The organism is Desulfogranum marinum, from assembly GCF_016918565.1.
Taxonomy (GTDB): domain Bacteria; phylum Desulfobacterota; class Desulfobulbia; order Desulfobulbales; family Desulfobulbaceae; genus Desulfogranum; species Desulfogranum marinum.
The window spans coordinates 36,449-61,778 of record NZ_JAFFQD010000010.1; the positions used below are offsets into that span (position 1 = coordinate 36,449).

Below are 25,330 nucleotides of genomic sequence, written 5' to 3' on the forward strand. Positions count from 1 at the left end.
ACTTAAACAATAAAAATTGAATAACAAATTGCCTAAACAGGCTCAGAGATTAATCAAAATCACGAAAAAGGAGAATGCATATGAAAGTTGTTGGATTTAATGGTAGCCCCAATAAAGAGGGGAATACAGCCCGTTCATTACAGATCGTTCTTGATCAGCTGGAAAATGCAGGGATTGAGACGGAAATGATCCATGTCGGCAAAAAGAAAATACAGGGATGCATTGCCTGTTACGGCTGTGTAGAAAATCAAGATGAAAAGTGTGCCATAAAAAACGACCCTGTCAATGAGTGGATTCAAAAAACAAAGGAGGCCGACGGCATTCTGCTCGGGTCTCCTGTCCATTTTTCCGGTGTTGGTGGGACAATGAAATCCTTTTTAGACAGAACGTTTTTCGTCTCTTCGGTCAACGGCAACCTTTTCCGGCACAAGGTCGGAGCCGCTGTTGCCGCAGTCAGACGATCCGGAGGGATTTCCACGGTTGAAACCCTTAATCATTACATCAACTACTCCGAGATGATCATGCCGTCTTCAAACTACTGGAACGTGGCCCATGGTCTTAAACCAGGAGAAATGGAGCAGGATGAGGAAGGCAAGCAGATCATGGAGGTACTCGGTAAAAATATGGCCTGGATCATGCGAGTTATCGAACATGGAAAAGAACAAATTCCCGCCCCTGAACCGGTTGCTAAAACCATGACTAATTTTATCAGATAATGGAGCTGTTTTTCATTTAAAAAATTATTTTCGAGTTAAATGCGTTTGTTGACAGGCCACGCCCTGTGTTTGCAAGAAACTTGCACACAAGGGAAAGCACAGCGCATCCAGGCGGAATCCGATGTCTGGAAATGGTGGATGCGCTACCCTTATCCAGCCTACCCGGGTATGGTATCACCAAACGGTTACGTTAATAGTGGTGTTGGCTTAGAAACTTGATATTTTCGTAAAACTATAGCCCCTGCTGAACAGATACAGCTCGTGGTGAAGACAAAGTCATTTTTTATTCGCTGAAGGGCTAGGATCTTTATTTACTGGAAGTTTGAAGCACAGCAAGAAAATTTAACCATTGATTCACACGAGGAAAATCAGCAGATGGCTACAACAAAAAAAGGGCTCCTACTTGTTTTTACGGGTAATGGAAAGGGTAAAACCACCTCGGCCTTAGGCTTGAGTATTCGGGCGGCCGGCAACAACATGCCGATCTGCTTCATCCAGTTCATCAAAGGATCTTGGAAATATGGCGAGCTGGATGCACTCAAGCGATTTGATGATCTCATAGATTTCCATGTCATGGGGCGAGGATTTACCTGGAAGTCAGATGACCTTGAAAAGGACAAAGCGCTTGCCCGCTGTGGATGGGAAAAAGCAAAAGAGGCTATATCCAGCGGCAAATATAAAATGGTTGTCCTTGATGAGTTCACCTATCTTCTGAAATACGGTATGCTTGAAAAAGAAGAGGTGTTGCAAGTATTAAAGAACAAACCCGAAGATGTACATTTGGTTATTACCGGTCGGGATGCACTCCCGGAGATTATTGATGCTGCTGACTTGGTTACTGAAATGCAGGCAGTGAAACATCCCTACAAGTCCGGCATAAAAGCACAGAAAGGAATTGAGTTCTGATCAACCGGCAGGTATCGATGCACTTCAACGCATCCGGATGAACGGGATTTCCTAATAGAAACTAAGTAAGACAAAACAAGGCTCCTGAAAACAGACAGGAGCCATACTTGCTAGGGACGTACGATACATGAGTACGAAACGCCTCCTTGTCCGTATTACAAAAAATCAAATAGCCCGAGATAGATGAGGGAAGGTGCTTCCCATTGTATTTTAAGGAAGAGCGATAGCCATCATTTTTCAGGCACCCTTCTACTGCTACGGCCTACCCTTTTTCAATTTTCTTTAATCTCTTCTTCATATCTTCCAATCCTTTTTGCAGAAGCTCGACCGCAGTCTCGCGTTTTTGTATCCGCTGTTCCCAGCGTTTGGCAGCCAACGCTTTCTCTTTCTTGCTGTTCTTCAACGCGGCTCTAGCCTGGGCGAGCAGTTGCTCCTGTTCTTTAATCGTTTCTGCGACGGGGGGAGCCTTATCTTTGCCCAGTTTCTCAATATTGGCGGCCAAGCTGGCCGAAAGTTCTTTCTGTAGTTCCAAAGCTTGCTTAAAGTCTTTGATCTCCATCTCAAAACTCCTTACGTACGAATATTAAAATCGGTGAGCGGGGCCGGAGTAGTTGTGCCGACGCGAATATAGCCACCGGTGGTTATGTTGCCCATCAACGCCACCCTATGCCGGTTCCCCAGCGACATGGCGTTGACGCCCCTATTCGCCTTAACATGGTTGCCCATGGCTATCAGGTTACGGCCCCACAGCCGTACCGTGGCGCCGTCCTCCTGCGGTTCGACATTGAGGTGTTCACAGATATTGTTATTGAAGGTGACCTTCTCAAAGCGGAAGTCAATAAAGTCGTTAATGGTTACCGGAAAAAAATCAACCAGATAACTACGCCCCGGACCACGGAAACGGTTGTCGTCCACCACTGCGCTTCCAATCATCCATTCAATGGTTACCTCGCCTGTGTTATAACGAAGCGCAAGAGGCCCCACCATCAGCAGGGCGCGATGTTGTAGTGCCGGATCCAGGACATTTTGACTGTAATTGGTATGGTTATGACTAACAGAGCATGAAGCACACAGCACCGCGATACCAAGCGAGGCGTTGCTGCTCCCCTGATTAGTGAAGGGGTCGACACCGGTATCCAGCACATCGTTGCCTTCAATCCGAACCATGGACTCAGACTCGACAAGGATATGCTCGGCAAACACGGCAATACCCAATGAAACGACACCGCTATACCCACAATTGATCAGCCGGTTTTCGGTGACCTTAGCTGTGGCAACGACTTCCAGCGCGATACCGGTCATTAAGCAGGCAACCAGATCATTGTTGCCCACATCGAGATAATTCTCGGACAACGAAGAGATCCCCATACCGCATTGTGTGAGGTGGTTGCCGGAAACATGACTGCCCGCACCGCCACTCAAGTAGATCCCGAAAAAAACATCCTCCACGGTATTGTGCCGGACACTGACATTATTACTATCCGCCACCCGTACGCCAAACCAGCCAGCCCCCATGCCATCGGCCGTATTCTCTGCCACCACAACCTCATTGGCACGGGAGATGATGATACCTGTTTGGGGACCGAGCAGTGTGTTGTTGATCACGCGGCTGTGATCGGATCCGCTCCCTTCATCAATCTGACCGCTGCAGTAGATGCTGCCGGGCACCGGGGCAAACGGGCTGACTTCGCTTGCAGCACGGAGTGTATTATCTGCGATCAGGGTATGTTCCGCCCTGGCATGAATCCCTGCCCAATGCGAAACAGAGAGATTGATAAGATTACCTTCAACACGGCAGTGATCATCGCTGATATCGATGGCATAATAACGTTGGTCAAGATAGCTGCGCAGCTCGTCAATGGTTGTGGGTATGGTTTGTTCATATTGCTCACCGAGGCGAAGAAACGTATTGTTTCTCACTGCAGAATCGCGCGTACCGTAGCCTAGCAATACACCCCTCCAGAAATGATTTATTTGGTTATGCTCAATCCGGCAGGGTACGTCAAAATCATTGTCAATCACAATCCCATATTCCCCAAACGAGGAATCAACGTCATTTACCGCAACGCTGATTCCTGAAACCTGATTTTGCTCGATGACCAGTCTATCCAGATAATCACTGACCCGAATGCCGCTGAACAGGTTGTTGAGCTGGTTGCCTGCAACGACCACATCACGCACACTTCGCATGAAAAGACCGATATAGGCAGCCGGGTTTTCCGACACTACCTCACAGACGCACCCTGTAATCCGTACCTCGGCGCAGTGATTGAGAAAAAGCAGTGAAACGCCTGACGAAGCAGGCTGCTGGGTTACTTCAAAACGAATACCGACAACTTCAATATCGGTTACATCCAGATCGGCTTGGCCAATCTCCAACATGTAGGGCAGCGTGGTGACGGCTCTGACCACAGTGCCTGGGCTTTCGCCTTGGAACTTGATGTGTGAAGCGTGAATCTCCAGTGGTGTTCTGATTTCATGTAGTCCTGTCTTGAGGCAGATACAACCGCCTTCATCGGGTAAGGCATTAATCGCCGCCTGGATATTATCGCCTGGATTGACCATGATGGTGCAACACCCACCGCCACAATCGGGTGGCCAGTGCTCGCGGCAATCGTCTTCATTGTCAGGAAAGGAGACCAACGCAAGGCGAGCATAATGGCGATGAATGCCATGCGGGGGAGCCTCGGTCAGGATCTGGACTGAGGCATCGCCGCTGCGGGCAGCGACCATCCAGTAATCATTGCAGTGAAAACCACCTGCAGCCGGATCTTGACTGAACTGTACCTGGACGCCATTTTCAAGGTGTACCCAAACATCCGGGGGAGGCACCGGGATGATGCCGGGAAAATACAGTGGGTCGCTGGAATCGACAAGATTTGCTATGGTATTGTTATCCGCATCGCGCACAATATTGTTCTGGTCCCAACGAACGACGCGTAGATGACGCCGTTTTAGGGTGTCATCACCGCTGCCGGTGGGGATCAGGTTGGCTGGCAGAGCCGGACTGAAGCTGATGGTTTGCTTGGCATCATCAACCGTTATTTTTCGTATCTCGCCAACGCGTCGTACGGGGTCGCCATCCTCACCGGAAAGCTCACGCCAGTCATCAACTATCTCAACCCAGTCACCGCTGTTAAAACGAAGCACTGCATCACGCCCCAGACTGTCCAATTTCAATTCAGTAGTAGAGACGATTTCTGCCACACTGGCGGTGACACTGGCATTATCACGCGACCACTTAAAGGTGGCGGTACCGACACCGCCGCCATCATGAATCTCGATACGATACAGCTGGTTCTCCAAGCCACGATAGCCACCGCTGGGCGGCAGTTCGCAAGGATCCGTAACACCAGACACACCAGCATCGCGGCTGGAAAGTCGGCCTGCAGAAGGGCTTATAATAGCATCCCAAGCCGCCGCTAAAGCACTATCCGGACTTGTGCAGGTGATGGTGCTGTCAACGTTCTCCAACAGACGTACCTGCCATACGGTTTGCGTACGGGTGGTGGTGTCGACGCCAATTGCTGTTTCCACCAGGTCGGGACGCTGCAGATGGGTCACTTCCCGTTGCCACACTTCCAGATAAACAAGATGCGGGCCGGTAGAAGGTAAAGGAACCGGGTTAGGATGATAGGGTTGTTGATCGTAGCCGATCGAGTCCTGGCTGCACAGTTCCGCTAATACCGGATCAAATTGCTGCGTGCCGTCAGGGTCGCCATGGTTCTCCGCCAACAGACCATCGACATACATGCGGCCCGGACCAATAGTAAGCTCACCGCCCACAGCCTCGATCAAAAAGGCGCTGGGTGTTTGCGGCGACACCACCGCTACACCAGTGATGTCGGTAGAGAGACTGACACCAAAGGTGTCTACCGTTTCCGCCCGCGTGCGTCGATCAATGGCATCGGTCCACTCGTTCCAGTCGGCGTCCAGTTGCACCCGGCCCTGTTGCATCTTGACCCCGCTATAATTATTGCGGGGATTGAAGCGATGTCGACTATAGTCACCACTCATTGGCGTTCTCCTTATGTTAACCCTTCGTAACTTGTTCGGGGTAGATTGTCAGTTTTTAAATCACCAAGAGTATTCACGGAATATTTTAGTGATGCCGCAGTTGTGTAGGGTGGATAAGCGTAGCGCATCCACCACTCCCAGAAACCGGATTCAGCGTGGATGCGCTACGCTTATCCACCCTACGCTCGAGACGGATCGCTGGCGAAAACTGGATGCCAATGAACGATTACTCTGCTTCTTTTAAGATTTTTAAAATCTGCTTTTGCTCGTTATTTTTCAAATAGAGGCCGGGACCCCGATTGTATTGCTGAATAGGTACATCCCTTCATTTTTTTCTGGCATCCCAGTTGCCCTGCATCCTTCTCAACTGGCGTAAAAAATACCAGCCTTTAGCCCAAAACGCAGATACTCATCCAATCGTATCTGTATATTGGTTTCCCGCTGCGGCTGATACAGATCATGCATTACCCCCATTTCACTCTCGTCATGAGCACCCCGACGAATACTTTCCGGTGTTGCCAGGCGCAGTTGACAGTAACCGGCATCACCATACAGCATCGAGGTAAAGTGAGGCCGCGTAAGCAGATCGCCTTCCTCTGGTTGACAGTGATAGCGCCGGGGTGTGCGCGAGCCGCGCGGAACAAAGGAAAAACGTACACAACCTGTCTGACGACGCTCAACCCACAGAGGTGCAGGCCACGTCTCACCGCTTTGTGCCAGCAGGGCCACAAACAGACAGTTGCCTGCCAGGGTAAGCTGCCGCGTATGGACTTTACCGATCACGGTACAGCCTTCCAGCGTCATGGCACCACCAGGCAGCAGTTCATCGGCCGGAGCATTGCCGGGAGCCCTATAGGCAACCAATTCAGCATCGGTGGCATCGACTATGCACTGACGCAGTTCGATTTCGGCATCAGCAGCGATATGCAGCGGACCTGTGATACAACGCTCCAGGGTAACCTTGGCAAAAGGATGAGCAACAGACAAGGCCGGTTCAGTGCTGCTGGGTACGATAGTGCAGTCGCGCAGGATCAATTTGCGAGGTTCATCATCGCCAAAGTCGATCATGCTCAGCGTACCGCCGGTGATAATCCAGCCATCCAGGGTCAGGGTCGACTTAGCTCCCAGATTGAGGTTAACTGCTCCTCCGGCCACCAGTAATGGTCGATGCCCGTTGCCGGCCCGCAAGGTAACACTGGCTTGGGCAGCAACGGTTATACCGGGTGTCTCCAGATAACGATAACTGTCAGTCGCCTCAACGGCTCCCCCGCCCTGGACGGCATCGAGGGCGGTTTGCAATGCAGCGCCACCACTGACACTTACCACCGGTGGCACTAACCCACTGGTGCCGCGTTCATATTCGCCACCACCAATGGCTAGGGTAAAGCCATAGTGAAATGTGGCCAGTAGCGTTGTGGCTGGTACATCGCCAAGAGCGATGCGCCCCAGCACCGGATCAATAGCGATCCTTCCCGAACCGGCTGCCGGCTGATGGGCCCAGCCGATCACGGTTCCACCTCCATCTTCGATATCACTCAGGTCGCAGATATCGACATCGCTCCTGGGAATCAGTTGTGGAGGGTCGCTTGGTGTAGCTCCTTGCCACTCAAGAACCATGCTCTTGTTCAGACCATAGTAATCGTCCAGGTTGGCTTTAAGCCGGCGACGATCCAATGAGAGGGGCACATTGATCGGTTCGGCAAGATGACTGATCTTTTCTTCGGTTTCGGGAGTGTTGTAAAGCGGGCTATCAGTGCCAAGCGGATTAAAGCGCAGGAGCAGGCCGCCGCCCAGGGTAGTATCAGCCACAGCCGGCGAACGGGTCAGGGAAAAAGCACGTACCCGCCATAGATACAAACCGATGTTGGGAATATTATAGCGACCACTGCCGGTGGAGATACGCCGCACCTCTGCAGTGTGGGCCACGGTGTCAAAGGGGCCGTCGAGCCATTGCAGCTTCTGCCATTGCCGCAGGTCAGGGGCGTAATGGGCGCTGGGTCGCTGGTGATTCATATATTGACTCCATCCCAACAACTGGAAAAATTCAACAGCCCGCGCCGGCCAGCCGGTAACATCTCGAGCCACCTGTTCGAGCATCGAGGCCGTACCCTTACGACGACGATAACGAATTGTGTTGGCCACATCTGCCCTCGGCGAAGCCACCCCTGGTACCACGCCATGAAGGGTACGGTAACCGATCAGATCGCCAATATACGGCGCAACCCACTGAGCGCAGGTCTCAATGAACTGGTCATCGTAAAGCTGCTCCATGTTTTCTTCCATCGCCGCTACCTGTTCGGCTATCACACTCAACAGTTCACGCAGAGGATAGCCCCGGCCGGCATCGCGAATGCGATGAATAGCGGGCAGGCGTTGATACATGGTTTCTGCCAAACTGCTCATAGCATCTCCTCCAAATAGTCAAACGGACCGGGGTCAAGCAGCAGCAACTCAGCCGCCACGCCGTCTCCATTGTCATCAACGGCAGCGGCTGCCGGTACCAGCCGATCTTCAAGGTTCATGCTGGTGCCGCGATAGAAACGATCCACATCTACACCGACAACGCCTTTGACTTGCTGCGCCACATTAATTATTTCAGAGCGAGCTACAATTTGGCCGAAGTCACGATTATCAAAGGAAAAGGCCTGCCGCAGTGCCTTCTCAACATCCGCCACCACACTATCAAGCTCATGATCCGGATGTCGCTTGATGTTGAGCGCCAGCTTGAAATAGGCCACGTTATAGGACGCAGCATCGCATGCTACAAAGGGATCGCTGTTCTTCTTGAGTGAATTAAGCAGGCTGTTGATGGTCGGACTACCAGCCTCAAGCTGAACGCCATTGGTACCGGCCACGCTGATAAAAACAGTGCTGATCCCGCGTATGGGCAGCACGCCGGCCTGGGCCTTGGCAATGCCGGTATAGGCACGGGCAAAATCTTCGTAGTCCAGCAAAGAGACAGCCCTGCCAAGGGTTCGCACCCCCAGCGGCATGTTAAGGCGAGCATCGTCAAGTGATTCGGCATTCACGCCGCCACTGGAAGCCCTTGGGTTAGTGACCTCTTTGAGCCCCAGGGGACGAGTCAGCAATTGGCTCAACTGACCGGATTTGAGATTACCATCGCTGCCGATACCCTTACGATAGATGGCACGCACATTCTCCTGCCCCGTCGGGAGCCGCGTGCCATGGATGCCGTCGCCGAACTGGATCTCACCGACGCCGTCCTCATCAACCCGTACCACATACTTACGGTCACCGGCCTCGGTGCCATACAGAGTGGAAGCCTCATGCCAGGCGATATCGTTAACCCGCACCTCCAATGCCGCCTCACCGCCGCTTTCGTTATCCGCCCTGACATAGGTCAGCGGAGCATGTTGAAGCCTGAAGCGCTGGTGGGCCTGACGCGCTTCACCATTACCAAGTATCTGGTGCATGGTTTCACCATGGGTTGCCCGCGCTACGTTGGCGTAAATACTGACGGTGTCGCGTTTGTAGTTATGTTGCAGGGCACTGGTGAATACAAGTGTAGAGTATGCGCCGTCCGGCACTGTCTCAAGCAAAGTCACCACTTCGCCCGCTTTTTCGCCTGCTGTGGTTTCACCGCTGAGTATGAACATGTGGCCAGGCTGCAATTCCTGCACATTGCGATTTACCCGTACAGAGCTGTCTTTGACATCGGTAACAATGGGGGTCTCAGCTAAAGTCACCTGCTCACTGTGCGCAAACACAGCTGTCTCGCGTATTTTTTCATTGAACAGTTCTCGCAGGTTCTCACCTTTGAGCACCAATCGCGTTGTCTTACCAGTGAGGGTGAAACTTGCTCGGGAGTCCTCAGCGACAGTGGAGACTTGGTACAACTCCTGGTACTCGGGCACAGAGAGTACCAGCCAGCTGTCCGGCACGATCTGCGAATAGGTGTTATCCAGATGCAGCGTATGGGTATTTCGCGGATAGAGCCTCGACTGAGGAATGATCTGTTTACTCTGCCCCGGATAGGCCCAAGAGAGTGTGATCACCGCGTTGCCGGTATTTTCATAATACTCCAGAGTGATGTCATATTTCTCGTTGGCGTTGAGGGTAATAGTACCGCTGTCTTCGGTGGCGCCATGAATGCTCCAGTTGTTGATGACCAAGACGCCATTAACCCACAAACGCACTCCATCATCAGACAATGTATAAAAAGTGTACTCACCAGTTGCAGGTGCCTGTACCCACCCTGTCCAGCGTACCGAGAAGGTCCAGTTAACAATCGAAGGATCGGGTGAGCCGCTTCCCCAATCAAAATTCACGGTACTGTCAATGCGACTCAGCACCCGCTCGGATAAATCTTTATCATTGTAATACACACCATAGAGGCCAGTGCCGGTGGCACCATTGGTGGGTGGGTCGGAAATATCGGCAATGGTAAAACCGGGCCACTCTGTAGCAGTAATGGTGTTGGAAGGCTCCAAACCCAGATACCCGCGTTTGACCTCGTTGGTCATGATCCGCCAGTCAGGGGCATTGTGGCCGAAGAGCGAGGTACGCAAACGCAAAACATAAACTTTTGGATCAGCTGAAGGGGCGACGTAAGGAATGGTCGAGCCTACCCCCTTTTCTAATGTCACAACAGTATGGTTGGCATTGCTGTCAATCCTCAGGTCCTGAATTCGGCGAAAATCCCAACGCTCACTACCGGTATCAGCTTCACGCTCACTGCCGACAAACAACAACGCATCACCGACCTTGAGCTGGGTTGCGGTACCCTGCAGATAAATCACTCGCGTACCATGCACCGGCAGCATCATCTCGCTCATTCTCGGCTTAAGCAGATTCCACTCCGGTCGGGCCTCAATCTGCTCAACCGTCTCGAATATCTGTGGTTTTTCATCCTGTCCAGGCACACTCTGTACCTTGATGCCGCTATCCAGTCTCACTTCTTCAGGCGCACCTTCGGCCTCCTCTACGGTAAAGGCCAGATAGGTCTCGGCGGCAACGCCGGGGTTAAGACGATAACCGATCAAGCGCGCCAGTTCCTGCAAGGACAACCGCTCACTGGCGCTGCGCAGAAAGGATTCGTTGACAATCCGTTCCTGGTAAAAGCTTAACACATCAGCCATCGAGGCATAAGCGTCGAGCAGGGCAATGGAGTAGTCATCCGAATCACGGGTACGCAATCGTGCCAGGGCCGGATATTCCTGAGAAGAAAGACGCGCCTGCATGGTGGCCAGCACATCAGCATGATCGCCAATGCGATAGGCGATGGCCGACAGACCAGGACGATTGTGGATAACTACCGGGGCCTGGCTGCCAACACCTTGACAGCAACCACAGGCGTCTTGCGGTGTGAAGTCAGTCTTACTCATTTGCCACCTCCCACATCAAGCCTGAACACACCACGCTCGGGGAAATTTGGATCATTGTCCAGACGGGCGATCTCAAGCCGGTCCAGGGTTAAAACCCCTTGCTCTAATGGTATTGGGTCACTGTGCATGCGCAAGCGTTTAAATGTATCGATCACCACTGAGGCCACACCTTGTACCGACTGAGCCGCTGCATAGAGTTCGCTCAAATAGACCGGCTGACCAAAAGTAAAATTGTCGGGATGAAACATGGCTGGGCGTCCATCTTCCAACCAGCCCTTACTGAAAATACGCATCAAGGCAGCACGTACATCCGCACGAAAATAGTCGGGTTTGACGCAAACAGTCATCTCAAGTTCCAGCGGCACATAACGCGGACCGTCCACTTCCAGGTCATACCCTGCCATTCGGTAGGGCTCCACATGGTCAAGCATTTCCTGCTCAAACGCTGCGTCAACGGCCTGCCCTTGCAGGCGATCAGTGGTAAGAAAAACAGTATGCCAGCTCCCGGTCCAGCGGAAGGTAGCGGCAGCCTGTTGGACATCGCTATGGGCTTTGCCGACATCGGCGTAATCTTGCGGAGTGACGGCTCGTTCTTGTTTGCGGAAGGCCTGCGGTACATCGCGTTTAATCTGTTCAGCCGTTTCCGGATCAACGCCGCCCTGAGCTGGGAGTGGGTTGCTCACCCGCAGCAAGCGGGCATCATCACTCACGACATGAACGATTGACTCAAGACCGACATTGCCACTGCTGCCATTACCGATACGATAGTCGGCAGTGAACTCGGTGCCGGCATCGGGACGTTTGCCGTGATAATCATCGCCAAAGCGGATGTAGGTTTTGCCGTCATGTTCACACTCGGCCACAAATTCTTCCGCCGCGGCATCGCTGGCTAAAAGGTCTGCGCGCGGCAACCACAGGCTCTCATTACCCGAGTAGCGACCAGTGAGATTGATTTCCGGCCTGGCCCGCCTGGGGTCAGCGGCGGTCATTCGAATTGCTGCTTTCCCCTGTTCGTACATCTGGAGCTGCCCGGCTTCCAGCACCAGACGATACGCACTGTTACCGTCGGCGACCGACCAGGTTCCGTCTCCACCCTGTACGATCACCGCACCGCTGAACTGCACGCCCTGACTCTGCAGAGCCAATTGCACAGCAGAGGAATAGTTGCGTGCCTCCAGGTCGGCCAGGATAGTTGGCGTGGTTGGCATGCTCAGCAGGTGTTGCCGTTGCAGCGGCAGGGCATGGGTGAGCGGTTTTTCATCCAGTCGCGGCCGAAAACGAGGCACAATGACTGACTGGGCAGGACGGGCACAGGTGACATGGGTAGCTGTTGCTGCGGCGGCAAGCACGGCCTTGGGCACTTCACCCAACTTTTCGCTCTCAATAGTCCGTCCATGGTCAACCAACACCACATTGCCATAGGCGACACTGATCTGGTCGAGATAACTTTCACCATAATCCTGATCGGTGATGGTAGAGAGACACAGCGGGAAAGGCAGGGCGTCCTCTTTTTGCCACTGAATCTCCGTCACCGGAGTGGGATTATTATTGGGCGGCTCTACAAACAAGCCACCTGAGGGGTCTTCAGCCAATAGCACATGGCTCAATCGCACGGCCCACCGGTGGGTGCGATCGGCATCTTCGTCGTAGCCGGTGCGTGGTCCACGTTGTTCAGCAAAGATCAATACATCGCCTGCCTTGAGATTGGGGTAGTGCCCGCTTAAAGTCGCTGCTGTCGCGCCTTTGGGAAGGCAGCATTCGCGCTCACCCCAGGTATAAAACTTCAGCTCTTCATGCTCTTGATAGAGCAGGTTTGTTTCTATGGCTTCAAACACCTCGGCACCGGCAGCCAAAGCATCAAGCCAGGCATCGCTGTTGGGGGCGATGCGGTCGTCGAGATCGGGGGTGCTGGTTAACATGGCTGTGCCTCTTGGCAGTTCAACACCATTATCATTCACAAACACCCGCAGCCAGGAACGGGCGTTGCAGCCTTCATGTACCAGGTAGTCCATTAAACGGGCATGACGCCGTAATGAAGTACGGCGCCGTGCTGTACCAATATAGGCTTCGGTGGCCACAGCATCCTGTTGATAGGAGAGATGGTCGCCGACATAGGCCAGCAGTTCAACCAACGTAATACCCAGGTCGGCAGCATTGCGGTTGCGCCTGTCGGGCAACAGCAAACTCATCCGATCCAACATCAACCGACGAAAGCTTTGGTAATCCTTGGCCAGATAATCAAGTTGCGGCACGGCTGCCGATTCCTTTGGACAGGGGGTTTGAGCTGCGCAATCAAAATCCGACGCACACTGTACCTTGAAGAAAAATTGTAACGTTGAGAGCAGCGGGTCAAAACCGGCCGGTGGGGTATCAATCCCTGGAGCGCTGACCAAGCGCAAATCATATAAGGAAAAATCGCCCGGAAACTTGGTGCGAATCACCAGGAAATGATCTAGGGAATCAAGCTCGTCAACCAGGTCTGGTGGCTCACCTGGGGGCAAGGCCGTAGCCGGAGCGACCCAATCAATTGCAACCTCTTCGATCCGTTCGCCGCCATCGATAATAACGTTCTCTTGGTTCAAAACAGGTGGTGGCCGCAGGAACTTGAGAAACAGCGTCAGTTGCCGCATCGGATCAAGCGGCAGGCCGCTATCGTCGACTTCCACATAGTCGAGGCCGTTGAGGGTACCGGTCAGTTTGACCACTTCGCGGCGGCGTTCATCGCAGCAGTAATATCTCATGGTGCCCCTCCTGCTACGTTGATCTCTGCCCTGGCACGAGTCTGACTACGACGCACGACGTATTGTACAGTGATCAGCAAAGCGCTCTCTTGCGCCTGCACATCAACGGCTTCGATGGTAATCAGGTCGGCCAGCCATTGTTGCAATGAACTCTGCACCAGGTACTGACTGGCAGTGGCCGCTTCCGGACTGGCAGCACCAAACAACAGTTGACGCACACCACTGCCGAAAGTGGGCCGCATGACTCTTTCGCCCGGGGCTGTGAGTAATACCTGCTCGATCAATTCACGGATATATTCATCCTCGTTACTCTGAGCTGTGCGGCCCCGTCCATCAAATTGAAAAGGATAGTCAATTCTATTCATGTCGCCAATACCCTAGTTTGTGCCACCAGCGGCAACAGTCCTGTGCCGGTCGGGGTGCAGACTGCGGTGCTGGTCTGAACAACCACCGGCACCCCTCCTGCCATTACACGTACAGCCCCCACCACCCATTGTGCCGTGACACAGGGTGGTGCCCCGGAGCCGCTGAGCGAGCATCCACTCACAGCGTAGGGCGTGGCCAGGGTAACTACCGGTTGACCACTGACCAAAACCCGCGGGAACGGGGATAACGGTTGCGCTGGACCGGCATGCAAGCAGGTGACGGTTGCGCCGAGATGGAGGATGGGAGCAGGCATATGTCTTTATTCCCTCCTCAAACAATTGTGAGCGCGCCGGCGTTGATATCCACGGTCGGCCCGGTCATGTTGATGATAGCGCCTTTGCCATTGGAGATGGTGATACCGATGTCGGTTACCGAGATCATGGCGCCGGTTGCGGTCTGCAATTGAATGCCACCGGTGGGGCCGGGCACATCACTAATCACGACCCCGTTTTTCAACGGTGTCTGCAGGGTGATGCCGGGCACTGCCGGCGGCACGGTACGAGACAGCACCGGTACCTCCGCAGCCGTTCCCCAGTAACACCCCACCCAAATTGGATAATCCGGATTCCCCTGTTCAAATTCAACCCATACACCGGCACCGATCAACGGCAAGGTGAACATCCCCATGTTCATGCCGGCTACCGGTACACAGGGCATGGCCCAACTGGAGAGCATCACGTTGGAAACATCCGGCACCATCACCTGCAGACGACCTATCTGCATCGGATCGACATTGTTCACCACTGTGCCACGATATTTGCCAAAATGGAGTTGATTCTCAGTCATACAGGTACCCTCGGTGTAGTGGAAAGTAAGCCATTGCGAGCCAGGGAAAAGTTTTGCTTGTATTCGCCGCGTTCAATATTGTGGGTGACGCTTTTCACATAGTAGAGCCCGTCAAAGGCTTCGCCGGCACCTCGTACCCCGACCAGTTGTCGCGCTTTCAGCACCCGGCCATAGCGGGTGACATTGAGACTGCCTTCACCCGTTACCACATCGGAATGACGCGAGGCATACGCCATCCCCTGCATAACCGCTCCAATGGGTGACAGCTTGGCAGTGTCATTCAAAAATTTAAGTTTGGGCGGCAGCGGTGGCACAGCGCCCAAGGGTGGATTTAAGGGAGTGATGTCGGGAATGGGGATTGGAATCGGTGCCTTAGTGGCCTGATTCTGAATGAAAACCACCGGCATTTCTTTCAACTCCTTATCAAATTGAAAGGAGAGTGATTCAACATTGGTGAATACATCCATGTCGGTATTCAATGCCGGTTGCGGCGGACCGACCTTGATCTCCGGTCCCCAATAGGCACGAACAGTTCCAGGCACCGGTAACGGATCGATATAAAAGACATAACCTACCTCATGGGCCAACTGCGAAACATAGGCCAGATCGCTGCCTTGTTGGGTAGGAATACGCTCGATTGGAATCGGCAGGTCTTCCACCACGCTGGGTATGACCATTGGTATTACGCCAAATGCGGCGTATTTTGCGAGGATAGTCAGTACCCGTATCGCCGGCGGCATGGCTGGATAAGGGATACCATCCAGCTCGATAAAATCCATCAGCGCGGTGAGATCTTTACCTTTGACAACAAGGGTTGATTTGCCGCCATCGCTGCCGGGACGGATCTCGTGATGGGTCATAACGCCATCCATGATGACCTCGCTAATACCACCCAGGCTAACCATGATCACCACCCGCATGACAGGTATAGTGCTCCCACCGGTGAGCAGAAACAGCGTCTGCAGCGGTGACCGTTTGGAGAGTGAAAAACTGAGCTCAAAACCACTTGGCATATCGCCGCCATTGACCTGCACCTGTACCTTCTCCAGCGCATCAATCGCCGCCCGTGGAGCTGGGACGGGTATCGCCGGCCCGATAAACAGATTGAGTTCAATAGCGTTAGCCATCGCTCTCCCCCGGTACCCCTTCAGGCAACGTAATCGCGACCCTGTCACCAGTAATTTCGGTCAACTCGTCGGGCCGCATGACCCCATTGGCATCACACAGGCGCCAATAAAGTTCAGGATCACCCAGGTATTGCGCCGCCAGATTGTCGACCCGATCACCTTCAACCACTGTATGTTCCTGAATCACGGCAAAGCGCTCTGGTGAAGGCACAAGACGACGTTTGAGATAGGCGATCGGTTCCTGGTTACTCTGCGCAAGGGTCGTGATCGACACGCCGTGGTAACGACTATTTTCCGGAAACTTGGATATATTCAGCACTCCTGCATCGAGCAGGGCTTTTAACGGATCATTCATCACAACCCCTCCAGACCCAAGCTATTGAGAGTGGCGCTGCCAACTGTGCCGGCCAGTGCCTCTTTATTTTTCAGGTAACTCATAAACAGGCTGCCACCTCGGTGCTTGAAACCGAGGTCATTCACCGACAATACCCTGAAACCGAGATTGATCTTGGCCCGAAGCGGATTAAGCGATGTATCAAAGGCCTCTTCGGTGATGGAAAACTCGGTTATCCGTACAGGGACGGCGCGGTGCTTGCTCCACACAAACAGGCTGAGCGGCGCTTCCATCGGCACGATCTCCAGCACTCCCCTGCCCGCCTGTTCATGATTGTTTTGCAGAGCCTCGCTCGTCGGATAGAGCAGGGTCTCCAGAGCAGCCAACTGCCCGTGGATACCGTTATCGACAATGTTTTGATGCTGGTCAGGAAACTCCAATTGATCCGTGGCATCGATCTCGGCTTCCAGTTTAATGGTCTCAACCGGTGAGCTCTTCAGGCGCAAGGCCTCTGCGCGATCAGTGCCTTCACTATAAGACTGCACCTGAAACGTTCTGGTCAGGGTATCCGGATTGTATTGCAAGGAGATGATGCGAATCACCTTACCGCTGTCCGGTTCCATAATGACGATACCGCCTTTTAGGAGGTTGGGTGAATTTGGAAAAGAGCTCATTTTCCTCCCTGTATCTGCTTAACTTTGTTGACTATTATTGCCACCCATTCTGATTACCGACATGATAAAAATGAATTTTCACGACCATTGTACTCACTCTTCTGTCGTGAGTGTTTTTTGGTTCCTCTAGGGGCGCCGGATAATATGTTTGTCATGACGTGGGTCCTCGGGAAATATGGGGTCAACAATAGTAGGATAGCGACGTGATAATAGCCCGATGTATGTCCTCTCCGCAGCCTTACGAAATCTTTTTTTATAGTATTTACTCAGGGCAACTGCGGTTCGTCCCTTGGGGTCAAACTTCTGCGCTACCAGCCACTCTGCAAGGGCCTTGGCTCGCTTGGAATTGTCCATATGGACGATGGGTTTGTTATGTTCCGCACTCACCCCAGCGACCAGCTTGCCGCTTCGAACCGCTGCAGTGAACTCCTGTACAGTCGGAGCTGCTGTCGCCACTGGCGGTGTCAGTACAGCTGCCGGCAATTGAAGCACCTGGTTCGGTTTGAGCTTCGACGGGTTCTTGATGGTCGGATTGGCTCCCCATACCTTGGGCCAGGTGTATTGATTGCCCAGGTACCCCTTACAGAAATCCGATAACGTACGGTAAATTCCTGCGGTAACGTTGCGCCGCTGTACCAGCCAAACGACATCACCAGGCTTGAGCTTGTTTGGATCCTTAATCTCAGGATTGAGTTTACGCACCTTTGCAGCATTAAAACCGTACTTGATCGCTAGGTCCGTCAGTTTTTTTTCATTGACTACTCGTGTCATCTCACCAGCCTGCATCCGTTTAAGATCTTCAAACCCTCTCGCCAGCCCTGTAGATGGTTCATCAAATGCAGCTTCTAGTTTTGCATCTTCGGTCGGATTTTTGAGGTAAGTCTGGAAGCTCAGCCTAAAGAAGTATTGGTATAAGTCAGGAGCTGAGATTGACGGTAGGTTGCCGGAGCGTCCGAAATACCCCCGGTAGGTATCTAGCAAATCCGGCTTGCGGCCAACGTTACAACCCCTAATTTCGATGTGGGTCTTGTCGCTGATTTTATTTTTCACTCTCCGCAACTTGCGCAGATAAGGGCCATCTGCACCTTCTCCAAGCGATTTAGTCAAATCCCGTCGTAGACGCTTCTGCTTCCCTGCACCTTCCAGAAACGGATCGGCTAGCGAATCTGCTACCTCCTGCTCCATTGGGGTGAATGTGATCGTGTTGGAAGCCAAAACGGCCGGCAGATGTTTGATCAATTCAGCAATGGCCTTGGTGCGTTTTTTCCTTTCAATTTTACTGGTGCCTATATTCACTACAATCTTACGATAGAGGCCTAGACGTTGATTGACAAATGCATTCAATTGAGCACGGTGGGCAATTTTTGGTCGTTTGCCGGAGGGGAGTTTGACATCGGCCAAAAAACGCTGATCCACTATGGCGCGCAGTACAATACCGAGTGCACTTGTAGCTGCCGGAGCTCTCTTCCCGGCACCCAGTAACGTGAGCAGTGCTCCGGTTTTGGTATCCGTTTGCAGCAGTCTGTATATACGTTTAAAGAATGATTCGCTGACCAATTTCATTTTCGCAAACTGTTTGCGAAAGCGTTTTTGAGTGGTAAACGTTGCCGCATCGGCACCAAATTCTTCCGGCGACAATTGCGGCAAAAGGCCAAGGTCCAGGCCGGTACTCGATCCGTGGGAAACTATGCGAAATTTATCGATGGGGCCTTTACCACGATCCAGATCGGTGAGTACATCATCCATGTTGGATACGCGCTTGACATTAGGGTAACCCCACGTCTTATAGAAGCGCGCACCGGCATCCAGGTAATCCTTTTCACCGAGCTTTGAAACATAGGTGCCATGTTCTGCACGCTGAATTCTTTGCGTGGCTCTCAGTTGAGAGAAACTCCCACTTGAAACCTTTTTCCCGTGTAGGGCCCCAAACGCTGCATCATCGGCTTCATGTTCCAGAGCTCCTGCCCCGGTGTCAAGTTGGAGTCCCCCTTTAGGTGGCTGCGTTGAAGCTCGTTGCTGTATTACGTGTGCAAGTTCATGTGCCAGTAGATGTCGCCCTTGAGGTGAATAGGGTGAATAGTTGCCGTCTGCAAAGACAAGATTGTTTCCTACAGTATAGGCCGATGCACTTATCGCTCGGGCCGATTGGCCTGCTCGGGCATTGGCGTGGATGCGCACTTGACTGAAATCGTAACCGAATCGAGACTCCATAAAGGTCCGTGTGTTTTCATCAAGAGAGTGTCCCGGATCTTTTAACGTTTCATAGACAATTGCAGGCACACCACTCTTCTGAACGGTGCCGTTTGTTTTGCGTTGAACCGGTGTCTCTTCTTTCTTTTTTTTCGGTTCTTCTCTCTTTGGTTGTTCGCCGCTTATCCTAAACTCTGAAGCATAGGGTGCAAGTGGTGGGGGAAAAGCTTTTCCAGACAGTGATGGTGTTGTGGTTTGTCCTAAGCCTATTCCTGCGGTACCCAAGGAGAATGGAGAACCGGTGGCGCCATAGAGAACCCATGCAGTAATCATGTTTTGCTCTTCCGCTTTCTGCGCCGGTGTTTTCATTGACTCACGAAACTGGTGCTGCTCCATTGCCATGCGGGCCGTTTCAGCACAGAACTGTTGCGATTTGGTCATAGCGGGCTTCTTACTTTTTTTGGCTTCAGCCAGAGGTATGCTGAAGCCGACCATGACCTTGGTAGGGTTATTTACCGGTCCTTCGTATGTTATCTTGAGCTTGAGGCCCGGCTTTATCTTATCCAGCGGAATCTCAGGGATGTCGATGGGCAATTCCTTGTGGGTCGCTGCAAGTGCTGCGACAGCGCCTGTGATCGCTGAGCCTGCGATGATCTTGCCGGGTAGTGTCGAAATAAACGCATCACCCAGTTTCTCTGCTTTTTCTTTAATCTCCTTGCCTGGGCCGGTTTCGAGAAAGGCCTCGCCTAGCTTCTTGGCCGCTTCCTTATATTTTTCCCCCTCGCTTTTTGGTTTAGATTTCTGTTGGCGTTGCAGTGGCGACGAAATATTAATTTTCGAAAATGACCAGCTTCGTCTGTGGGCAACACCATTCATCACTGCGTCTGCTGTTCTGTCAGCCTCTTGTTCATAAGCGTCGTCTTTCTCGCCTACGTGTAAAGTCGGCTTGCGGTGTAACGTAAAAGAGCTGTGGTTATGCTCCTGCTTTGTTGAAGAGGCGTGGTTACGCATCGTGACTGCCTCCCAATTGAGTTTTTTTGCCTGATTGTATTGCACCCGTATTCTGCGCAATGATGCTGCTTATACTTTGCCCCAAAGCCTGGCCTAACTGATCAGCTCCTTCATCGATGGGTAGCGTGATTTTTGTTCGTAGGCGAGGTAGATTTGTTGAGGAAGAAGCAGGGTGCAATGAGAGTTGTTCAACCAGAACCTGTCGCAAAGCTTCAGCCAGGGCATAACGATCGACCTGATGCAGTCCATGCAAGACAATACGTTCAATATTGAGGTTGATGGTTGTTTTCATATCCATGTCCTCAATTCAGATTCGTTAAGTGGCTTCTCCAGCTTGGCGTATTCCATTCGTGCGGCATGGGCCAAGTCGGCCATGCACAGCGGCCTGCCTTGATCAGCCGCTAAAAAGGCCGCATTCATGGCAATATTGCGGATGTTGCCGCCAGTCACATTAAGACGGGCCAGTTGTTCGATATTGAGCTCCGCACGAGGCAGCTGGTCGGGAAAGATATGCTGCCAGATAGCGCTCCGTTGCTCCAGATCGGGAAAGGGAAACTGCACTACAAAGCGGATACGACGCATGAAGGCAGCATCGAGTGCCGATTTTATATTACTGGTGAGAATGGAGAGACCGCGATACGATTCCATCCGTTGCAGCAGATAGGCCAGTTCGATGTTAGCGTAGCGGTCATGACTGTCTTTGACATCACTGCGTTTGCCAAACAGAGCATCGGCCTCGTCAAACAGGAGGATGGCGCCACTGCTTTCCGCAGCACAGAAGAGGCGTTCAAGATTTTTTTCGGTCTCACCGATGTATTTGTTCACCACCGAGGAAAGATCAATGCGGTAAAGATCGAGATTGAGATCGCCTGCAAGTACTTCAGCGGCCATGGTTTTGCCGGTGCCACTCTCGCCGGCAAACAAGGCACTGATACCCAGCCCGCGCTCACTTTTACCAGCAAAGCCCCATGTTTCATACACCGTGGTGCGGTAACGTACTTGGCGACTAATATCGCGAAGCATAGCTTTATGCCCTTTGGGCAGAATCAAATCCTCCCAGTCGGCATGCGGGGTTATCCGTAGCGCCAAATGATCCAAGCCGCCACGGCTCTGTTGGCGGCAGGTTTGCCACAGGGCTTTGTCCAGTGGCATGCCTAGATTGAGCTCGACCTGTAACGTCTCAACAGTACTTGCAATAGCCGCTGAAGAAAAATTGAACTGACCGGTCAATGGCAGTACATCAGCCTCACCCTCATCGTCAGTCTCTAACCTCTTTAATGCGCTCTCCCACAAGTGACACTGTTCCTCAGTGGTGGGCGTATCAACTTCTATAACAGCACAATGACGCCGTAAAGCTCTGGGGCGCTCGCCAAGCAGCAACAATGGACAATCCAAGAGCTCCATAAAGGTCGACAGATGAGCAGGCCGGCTATCGGTGGCATCAATTACAAGGGTGCTACGGGATAACACATGCTCACGGGCGAGCAGGCAAGCCAAAAGACTACGTTCATCGGCAGCAACCGGAATATCAGGGGCCCACATTTGCAACGCCTGCATACCAACCAAAGCACTGGCATGGGCCGCCACATCACGACCGGCAACAGCATCATTACCTTGAATATGAACAACAGGTGGCTTACTGCTGTCACGCCAAAGACTGATCAATCGTTCTACCTGTTGTTGCTGCGAAGGCGGCAGGCTATTGCTTTGAGGGAGGGGTTGGACAAGTCCAGCCACCCTTTGATCCAAACTGTCGACACCCAGCAGGAAATGCAATATACGCTCATCCAGTGTCAGGCGTGCCATGGTAAGACGGCCGGTGTCGTGTAGCTGGATCAACTGCCAGTGGCGAAGTGGTGACTCGGGTGATATGGCGCTCCAGTGTTCCTCAGGTAATACAGACAGGGCCAGGCCAAAAGTCGGATAGTCGGCATGATCACCCTGTACCTTGCTGCATAATCGGCTGATATCTGAATGAAGCTCCATGCCGGCACAGAGCAGGATAATGGACCTCTCAAAGTTGGAGAGCTGAAAGTGCTCTGCTACAAAGTCAAGCGCGAATGCCTTTATTTCAGGCCCTTCGACAGTAGCTGCCGACCCACTGGCTGCATTTTCCAACAAACCACGGAGCCAGGCAATTTCTTCGCTCAGAGCCTGCTGATTGCTCTCAATCCATTGATGCGTATCAGGCGCGTTCATACCGGGACCACCAGCTGTTGAGAGGAATTAAATTCCGGCGGTTTGACGGCGCGATTGACCAGGAGGCTGTCAACACCGTCAACCCGTAGACGCAGCCACTGATTACCATCCGCTAATGCGGGAAAGACAAAATCAAGGTTACCGGTTTGGACACTGAGATCGATAGGCAGGGCTTCATAGCCGCCAACGTTGAAGCTGACATTTTGAGACGGTCGGACCTCTGGGGTAAAGACCAATTGGATGGTGACAGCATCGCTGCCGACATCACGAGTGACAGTGGAACTGCCGATATCAAGTGTCGGTGCCAGCATCACCGGAAAACTGTTAGTGCTGCGTCGCTCTGTTTCGCCTGGTCGTAGCAGGCTGAGGCTGACGCGCCAACTCCCCGGTGGCCAGCCTGTTGTGGCGGCGGCATCGTTGGGCAAAGTGACATCGACACGATCGCTATTTGCATTCGTGCCGATAGTTACCGTTATGGGATCATCAAGCAGGACATGTTCAAAACGTGCTTCCAAAAGAGTGCCACGTAAATGATGACCATGCAGGGTGATGGTGTCACCAAGGACTGCCGCCAATTGTTGATTCGGAGGCTCCACATTTATCAGGCTGGGAAAAGGTGGAATCAGGCCTGCTGTCGTTGTAATGCCTGCCTCACGCCCTGTGACTGGGTCACGCGGTCCCCTTGTCAATACAGGCAAGGATGAACGGGTCGGTTTTTCGGCCTCGATCAACACCACAGAGACGGCATAGGCTGCTGTTGGCCGATACTTTGCTTGCATGGCCGACCACAATTTGGACATCTCCTCGCTGTTCATGCTGGCCGGTGTAATCTTAATCTGTTCTACCTGATCTGCCAGATCGGCAGCCGACAACGCCTGATAGCTGGGCGGCAGGATCGAACCATCCACCGTACTGCTGGCCAAAGCGGTACGAATGGCCTGACGGTCCAGTGTTGGGCGCTCATGCATCAGGTACATGGCATACCCGAGCAGAATTTCGGCATGTAGCTCTTCCGCTCCATAAGCAGTCAACAGGTAATGCAGATCCAGTGCCAGCGGCGGATTAGTCCGTCGAACACCACGGGCATCGCGTGACGGCAGATCAACATTGCGCCAGCCAAGGTTTGGCGTAACCCGGTACAAAAACAAATTAAGCTGGGTAGTGGCGTTGGTGCTGTCGAGCGGGATAGTGTCAGGCGGTACAGCAGTAATGGTGACATTGCTGCCCACCGAACCGACAATATTATGATCGATAAAGCCGTTGTTGAGCAGGTCACGTAATACAGCTGTAACAGAGGCGATGGCCAGAGGACTGCTCATGGGCGGCCTCCCCTGCGATTGAGGTATTCATGTAAAGAGAGATTATTCTTCTCTCTGGGGCGGACAGTTCGCGGCGCAGCAGCAGGTGCTGCCGGCTGCGCCCGGACTTCAACTCTGCCGATGTTAACATGCACTGTTGTTTCCTGCTGTCCAGCCGTCTCCGTGGATCCAGGCAGTTTTGACATGGCCTGCTGTGGGGTTGTATAGGGGATGTTATGGTCCGGTACGAGCTGCAGGATGGCTTGAGAGGTCATAGTTCCTGATTGATCTTTTTGGTCGACGACGGTATCGAACGGGACTTCAACCTGTTCTGGAGCGTTGGCTGGCACCTTTTCCAATGGCGATGCGTTTGATTGGCTATGCTCGGACTCTGTAAACTCGCTCAAATCCATTGACTCAGCCGACGCAGTCTGTGCTACTACAAGATACTCCTGCTTACGGCCTGATAACGGTTCGGCAATGTGCTGCTCTGGGGACGTGTTGTCCTGTGATGCGACAACAGTGTGGGCGGTTTCCTCTCTCTTGTCTGTATATCCTGTTATCGTTTGTTGAGGCTGAACCTGTTGTGTCGAACGTTCAGCAGGAGGTACCGGTCGAGCAGTTTCTGCAACAACCATATGGGCAATGGGAGCTTGTTTTGTTTGTTTGTAGACTGCAGCCTTGCCCACAGGCTGAACAGTTGCCTTGACCGTGTCGCTTGCACTTGCAAGATCATCATGCGCAGGTGGTGCAAAAAGGCTCGGCAAACGTGGCGCGATAACACGTACTTCACCGCGGCTGAGTTGAGCTATGCGCGTCAAAAAATCATTCATGGCGCCACCATCTGTAAATAGGTCGCACGCCGCACCGGCCCCAGCTTTAGAATCTCATCCTCGGTCCAGCCATACGCCGTGGCCAACTGATGCACTTCCAAGAGCAGGCGTTGTGCCCAGGCACAGATTTCCATCCAGAGGACATGACCAATGTCCAACAGGCTCTGCCACTCATTTTTACAGGCGGGACAACTCAGCTCAAGCACCTTCTCTGCCTGGGGATCAGTCGCCGAGGCGGTTTCCGCGATACTGTTTTGTATCGATTGTGGCAGTGCTTGAACAGGAGTGGGTACGCCTTGATAAAGAACTTCATCCACACAGCGCTCCAAGAGCAGAGAACGCGCTTCGTCCACAGTAGAGGCATTGGCAGCGGCACCAAGATCAAAACTCGTAAGAGGACGCACGGTTACATCAAACCCATCTGTGACGAGCTGTCTTCTCTTTGGCTCCGGGGTGTCTACCGATAGAGCTGTGCAACTTAATGCAAACTCGACCCTCTCATTGCAGTGAGGACAGGTGTCCTTCCCTGGTAAGGTATCGCCAAAAGTGAGCTGGCGCAGGGCCAGCAACAGGTCATCGCGCTGCCCCAATGACATCGCTGCCAATTGCTCACGGGTATGTCCGGGCATTGCCTGCTGCAAGATAGACAATGCCTGATCAATAGGGTGAAAACGATACGCTGTTTCCCACAAGTGAATTATTTCCGAGGCTGTCAGTGCTCTCACTC

20 protein-coding genes are annotated in these 25,330 nt (G+C 52.7%); 3 read left to right on the forward strand and 17 right to left on the reverse strand.

The window, feature by feature from the left end; translation table 11 throughout:
• Positions 1 to 80 precede the first annotated feature (80 nt).
• Positions 81 to 716: a flavodoxin family protein gene (locus JWH17_RS07600; protein ID WP_205221996.1), complete on the forward strand. Its 636-nt coding sequence runs from the start codon at positions 81 to 83 to the stop codon at positions 714 to 716.
• A 309-nt stretch (positions 717 to 1,025) separates the two neighbouring features.
• Positions 1,026 to 1,622, forward strand: a complete 597-nt coding sequence (gene cobO / locus JWH17_RS07605) for a cob(I)yrinic acid a,c-diamide adenosyltransferase (protein WP_332468388.1) — start codon at positions 1,026 to 1,028, stop codon at positions 1,620 to 1,622.
• A gap of 262 nt (positions 1,623 to 1,884) precedes the next feature.
• Here cobO and JWH17_RS07610 read toward each other — a convergent pair whose 3' ends face one another.
• On the reverse strand, positions 1,885 to 2,181 hold the full coding sequence (locus JWH17_RS07610) for a hypothetical protein (protein ID WP_205221998.1): 297 nt from the start codon (positions 2,179 to 2,181) through the stop codon (positions 1,885 to 1,887).
• 11 nt (positions 2,182 to 2,192) lie between these two features.
• Positions 2,193 to 5,639: a DUF6519 domain-containing protein gene (locus JWH17_RS07615; RefSeq protein WP_205221999.1), complete on the reverse strand. Its 3,447-nt coding sequence runs from the start codon at positions 5,637 to 5,639 to the stop codon at positions 2,193 to 2,195.
• A 91-nt stretch (positions 5,640 to 5,730) separates the two neighbouring features.
• On the opposite strand from JWH17_RS07615, the gene JWH17_RS07620 reads away from it, so the two are divergent.
• Positions 5,731 to 5,883, forward strand: coding sequence for a hypothetical protein (locus JWH17_RS07620; RefSeq protein ID WP_205222000.1), 153 nt, complete (start codon positions 5,731 to 5,733; stop codon positions 5,881 to 5,883).
• A gap of 119 nt (positions 5,884 to 6,002) precedes the next feature.
• Here JWH17_RS07620 and JWH17_RS07625 read toward each other — a convergent pair whose 3' ends face one another.
• From JWH17_RS07625 to JWH17_RS07695, 15 genes are all read right to left on the reverse strand, one after another.
• Entirely contained in the window at positions 6,003 to 8,042 is a 2,040-nt protein-coding gene (locus tag JWH17_RS07625) for a hypothetical protein (protein ID WP_205222001.1), read from the reverse strand.
• Complete coding sequence (locus JWH17_RS07630) at positions 8,039 to 10,984, reverse strand: putative baseplate assembly protein (RefSeq protein WP_499776905.1); 2,946 nt, start codon at positions 10,982 to 10,984, stop codon at positions 8,039 to 8,041. The genes JWH17_RS07625 and JWH17_RS07630 overlap by 4 nt, the downstream gene beginning before the upstream one ends.
• Entirely contained in the window at positions 10,981 to 13,725 is a 2,745-nt protein-coding gene (locus JWH17_RS07635) for a putative baseplate assembly protein (protein WP_499776906.1), read from the reverse strand. The genes JWH17_RS07630 and JWH17_RS07635 overlap by 4 nt, the downstream gene beginning before the upstream one ends.
• Positions 13,722 to 14,090 (reverse strand): GPW/gp25 family protein, encoded by a 369-nt coding sequence (locus JWH17_RS07640; RefSeq protein ID WP_205222004.1) that lies wholly within the window; start codon positions 14,088 to 14,090, stop codon positions 13,722 to 13,724. Before JWH17_RS07640 ends, JWH17_RS07635 begins: the two co-directional genes overlap by 4 nt.
• Positions 14,087 to 14,404, reverse strand: coding sequence for a hypothetical protein (locus JWH17_RS07645; RefSeq protein WP_205222005.1), 318 nt, complete (start codon positions 14,402 to 14,404; stop codon positions 14,087 to 14,089). Before JWH17_RS07645 ends, JWH17_RS07640 begins: the two co-directional genes overlap by 4 nt.
• 17 nt (positions 14,405 to 14,421) lie before the next feature.
• The gene (locus JWH17_RS07650; protein WP_205222006.1) at positions 14,422 to 14,937 is read right to left on the reverse strand and encodes a phage baseplate assembly protein V; all 516 of its coding nucleotides are present in this window, start codon (positions 14,935 to 14,937) and stop codon (positions 14,422 to 14,424) included.
• Entirely contained in the window at positions 14,934 to 16,064 is a 1,131-nt protein-coding gene (locus JWH17_RS07655; protein WP_205222007.1) for a hypothetical protein, read from the reverse strand. The genes JWH17_RS07650 and JWH17_RS07655 overlap by 4 nt, the downstream gene beginning before the upstream one ends.
• Positions 16,057 to 16,419: a hypothetical protein gene (locus tag JWH17_RS07660; RefSeq protein ID WP_205222008.1), complete on the reverse strand. Its 363-nt coding sequence runs from the start codon at positions 16,417 to 16,419 to the stop codon at positions 16,057 to 16,059. Before JWH17_RS07660 ends, JWH17_RS07655 begins: the two co-directional genes overlap by 8 nt.
• A complete protein-coding gene (locus tag JWH17_RS07665) occupies positions 16,419 to 17,072 on the reverse strand; it encodes a hypothetical protein (RefSeq protein ID WP_205222009.1) in 654 nt (217 codons plus the stop codon). The genes JWH17_RS07660 and JWH17_RS07665 overlap by 1 nt, the downstream gene beginning before the upstream one ends.
• A gap of 126 nt (positions 17,073 to 17,198) precedes the next feature.
• Positions 17,199 to 20,273: an eCIS core domain-containing protein gene (locus tag JWH17_RS07670; protein ID WP_205222010.1), complete on the reverse strand. Its 3,075-nt coding sequence runs from the start codon at positions 20,271 to 20,273 to the stop codon at positions 17,199 to 17,201.
• Positions 20,266 to 20,565 carry a hypothetical protein gene (locus tag JWH17_RS07675; RefSeq protein WP_205222011.1) on the reverse strand — a complete coding sequence of 100 codons (300 nt, stop codon included), beginning with the start codon at positions 20,563 to 20,565 and terminating at the stop codon, positions 20,266 to 20,268. Before JWH17_RS07675 ends, JWH17_RS07670 begins: the two co-directional genes overlap by 8 nt.
• The gene (locus JWH17_RS07680; RefSeq protein WP_205222012.1) at positions 20,562 to 22,472 is read right to left on the reverse strand and encodes an ATP-binding protein; all 1,911 of its coding nucleotides are present in this window, start codon (positions 22,470 to 22,472) and stop codon (positions 20,562 to 20,564) included. The genes JWH17_RS07675 and JWH17_RS07680 overlap by 4 nt, the downstream gene beginning before the upstream one ends.
• Complete coding sequence (locus JWH17_RS07685; RefSeq protein WP_205222013.1) at positions 22,469 to 23,791, reverse strand: Pvc16 family protein; 1,323 nt, start codon at positions 23,789 to 23,791, stop codon at positions 22,469 to 22,471. Before JWH17_RS07685 ends, JWH17_RS07680 begins: the two co-directional genes overlap by 4 nt.
• Positions 23,788 to 24,603: a hypothetical protein gene (locus JWH17_RS07690; protein ID WP_205222014.1), complete on the reverse strand. Its 816-nt coding sequence runs from the start codon at positions 24,601 to 24,603 to the stop codon at positions 23,788 to 23,790. The genes JWH17_RS07685 and JWH17_RS07690 overlap by 4 nt, the downstream gene beginning before the upstream one ends.
• Complete coding sequence (locus JWH17_RS07695) at positions 24,600 to 25,328, reverse strand: T4 family baseplate hub assembly chaperone (protein WP_205222015.1); 729 nt, start codon at positions 25,326 to 25,328, stop codon at positions 24,600 to 24,602. Before JWH17_RS07695 ends, JWH17_RS07690 begins: the two co-directional genes overlap by 4 nt.
• Positions 25,329 to 25,330 lie beyond the last annotated feature (2 nt).

What these genes read in the sequence shown, in the direction of transcription:
- JWH17_RS07600 (WP_205221996.1), top strand. Translation starts at nt 81, where the DNA reads ATGAAAGTTGTTGGATTTAATGGTAGCCCCAATAAAGAGGGGAATACA.
- JWH17_RS07610 (WP_205221998.1), bottom strand. Translation starts at nt 2,181, where the DNA reads ATGGAGATCAAAGACTTTAAGCAAGCTTTGGAACTACAGAAAGAACTT.
- JWH17_RS07615 (WP_205221999.1), bottom strand. Translation starts at nt 5,639, where the DNA reads ATGAGTGGTGACTATAGTCGACATCGCTTCAATCCCCGCAATAATTAT.
- JWH17_RS07620 (WP_205222000.1), top strand. Translation starts at nt 5,731, where the DNA reads ATGCCGCAGTTGTGTAGGGTGGATAAGCGTAGCGCATCCACCACTCCC.
- JWH17_RS07625 (WP_205222001.1), bottom strand. Translation starts at nt 8,042, where the DNA reads ATGAGCAGTTTGGCAGAAACCATGTATCAACGCCTGCCCGCTATTCAT.
- JWH17_RS07630 (WP_499776905.1), bottom strand. Translation starts at nt 10,984, where the DNA reads ATGAGTAAGACTGACTTCACACCGCAAGACGCCTGTGGTTGCTGTCAA.
- JWH17_RS07635 (WP_499776906.1), bottom strand. Translation starts at nt 13,725, where the DNA reads ATGAGATATTACTGCTGCGATGAACGCCGCCGCGAAGTGGTCAAACTG.
- JWH17_RS07640 (WP_205222004.1), bottom strand. Translation starts at nt 14,090, where the DNA reads ATGAATAGAATTGACTATCCTTTTCAATTTGATGGACGGGGCCGCACA.
- JWH17_RS07645 (WP_205222005.1), bottom strand. Translation starts at nt 14,404, where the DNA reads ATGCCTGCTCCCATCCTCCATCTCGGCGCAACCGTCACCTGCTTGCAT.
- JWH17_RS07650 (WP_205222006.1), bottom strand. Translation starts at nt 14,937, where the DNA reads ATGACTGAGAATCAACTCCATTTTGGCAAATATCGTGGCACAGTGGTG.
- JWH17_RS07655 (WP_205222007.1), bottom strand. Translation starts at nt 16,064, where the DNA reads ATGGCTAACGCTATTGAACTCAATCTGTTTATCGGGCCGGCGATACCC.
- JWH17_RS07660 (WP_205222008.1), bottom strand. Translation starts at nt 16,419, where the DNA reads ATGAATGATCCGTTAAAAGCCCTGCTCGATGCAGGAGTGCTGAATATA.
- JWH17_RS07665 (WP_205222009.1), bottom strand. Translation starts at nt 17,072, where the DNA reads ATGAGCTCTTTTCCAAATTCACCCAACCTCCTAAAAGGCGGTATCGTC.
- JWH17_RS07670 (WP_205222010.1), bottom strand. Translation starts at nt 20,273, where the DNA reads ATGCGTAACCACGCCTCTTCAACAAAGCAGGAGCATAACCACAGCTCT.
- JWH17_RS07675 (WP_205222011.1), bottom strand. Translation starts at nt 20,565, where the DNA reads ATGAAAACAACCATCAACCTCAATATTGAACGTATTGTCTTGCATGGA.
- JWH17_RS07680 (WP_205222012.1), bottom strand. Translation starts at nt 22,472, where the DNA reads ATGAACGCGCCTGATACGCATCAATGGATTGAGAGCAATCAGCAGGCT.
- JWH17_RS07685 (WP_205222013.1), bottom strand. Translation starts at nt 23,791, where the DNA reads ATGAGCAGTCCTCTGGCCATCGCCTCTGTTACAGCTGTATTACGTGAC.
- JWH17_RS07690 (WP_205222014.1), bottom strand. Translation starts at nt 24,603, where the DNA reads ATGAATGATTTTTTGACGCGCATAGCTCAACTCAGCCGCGGTGAAGTA.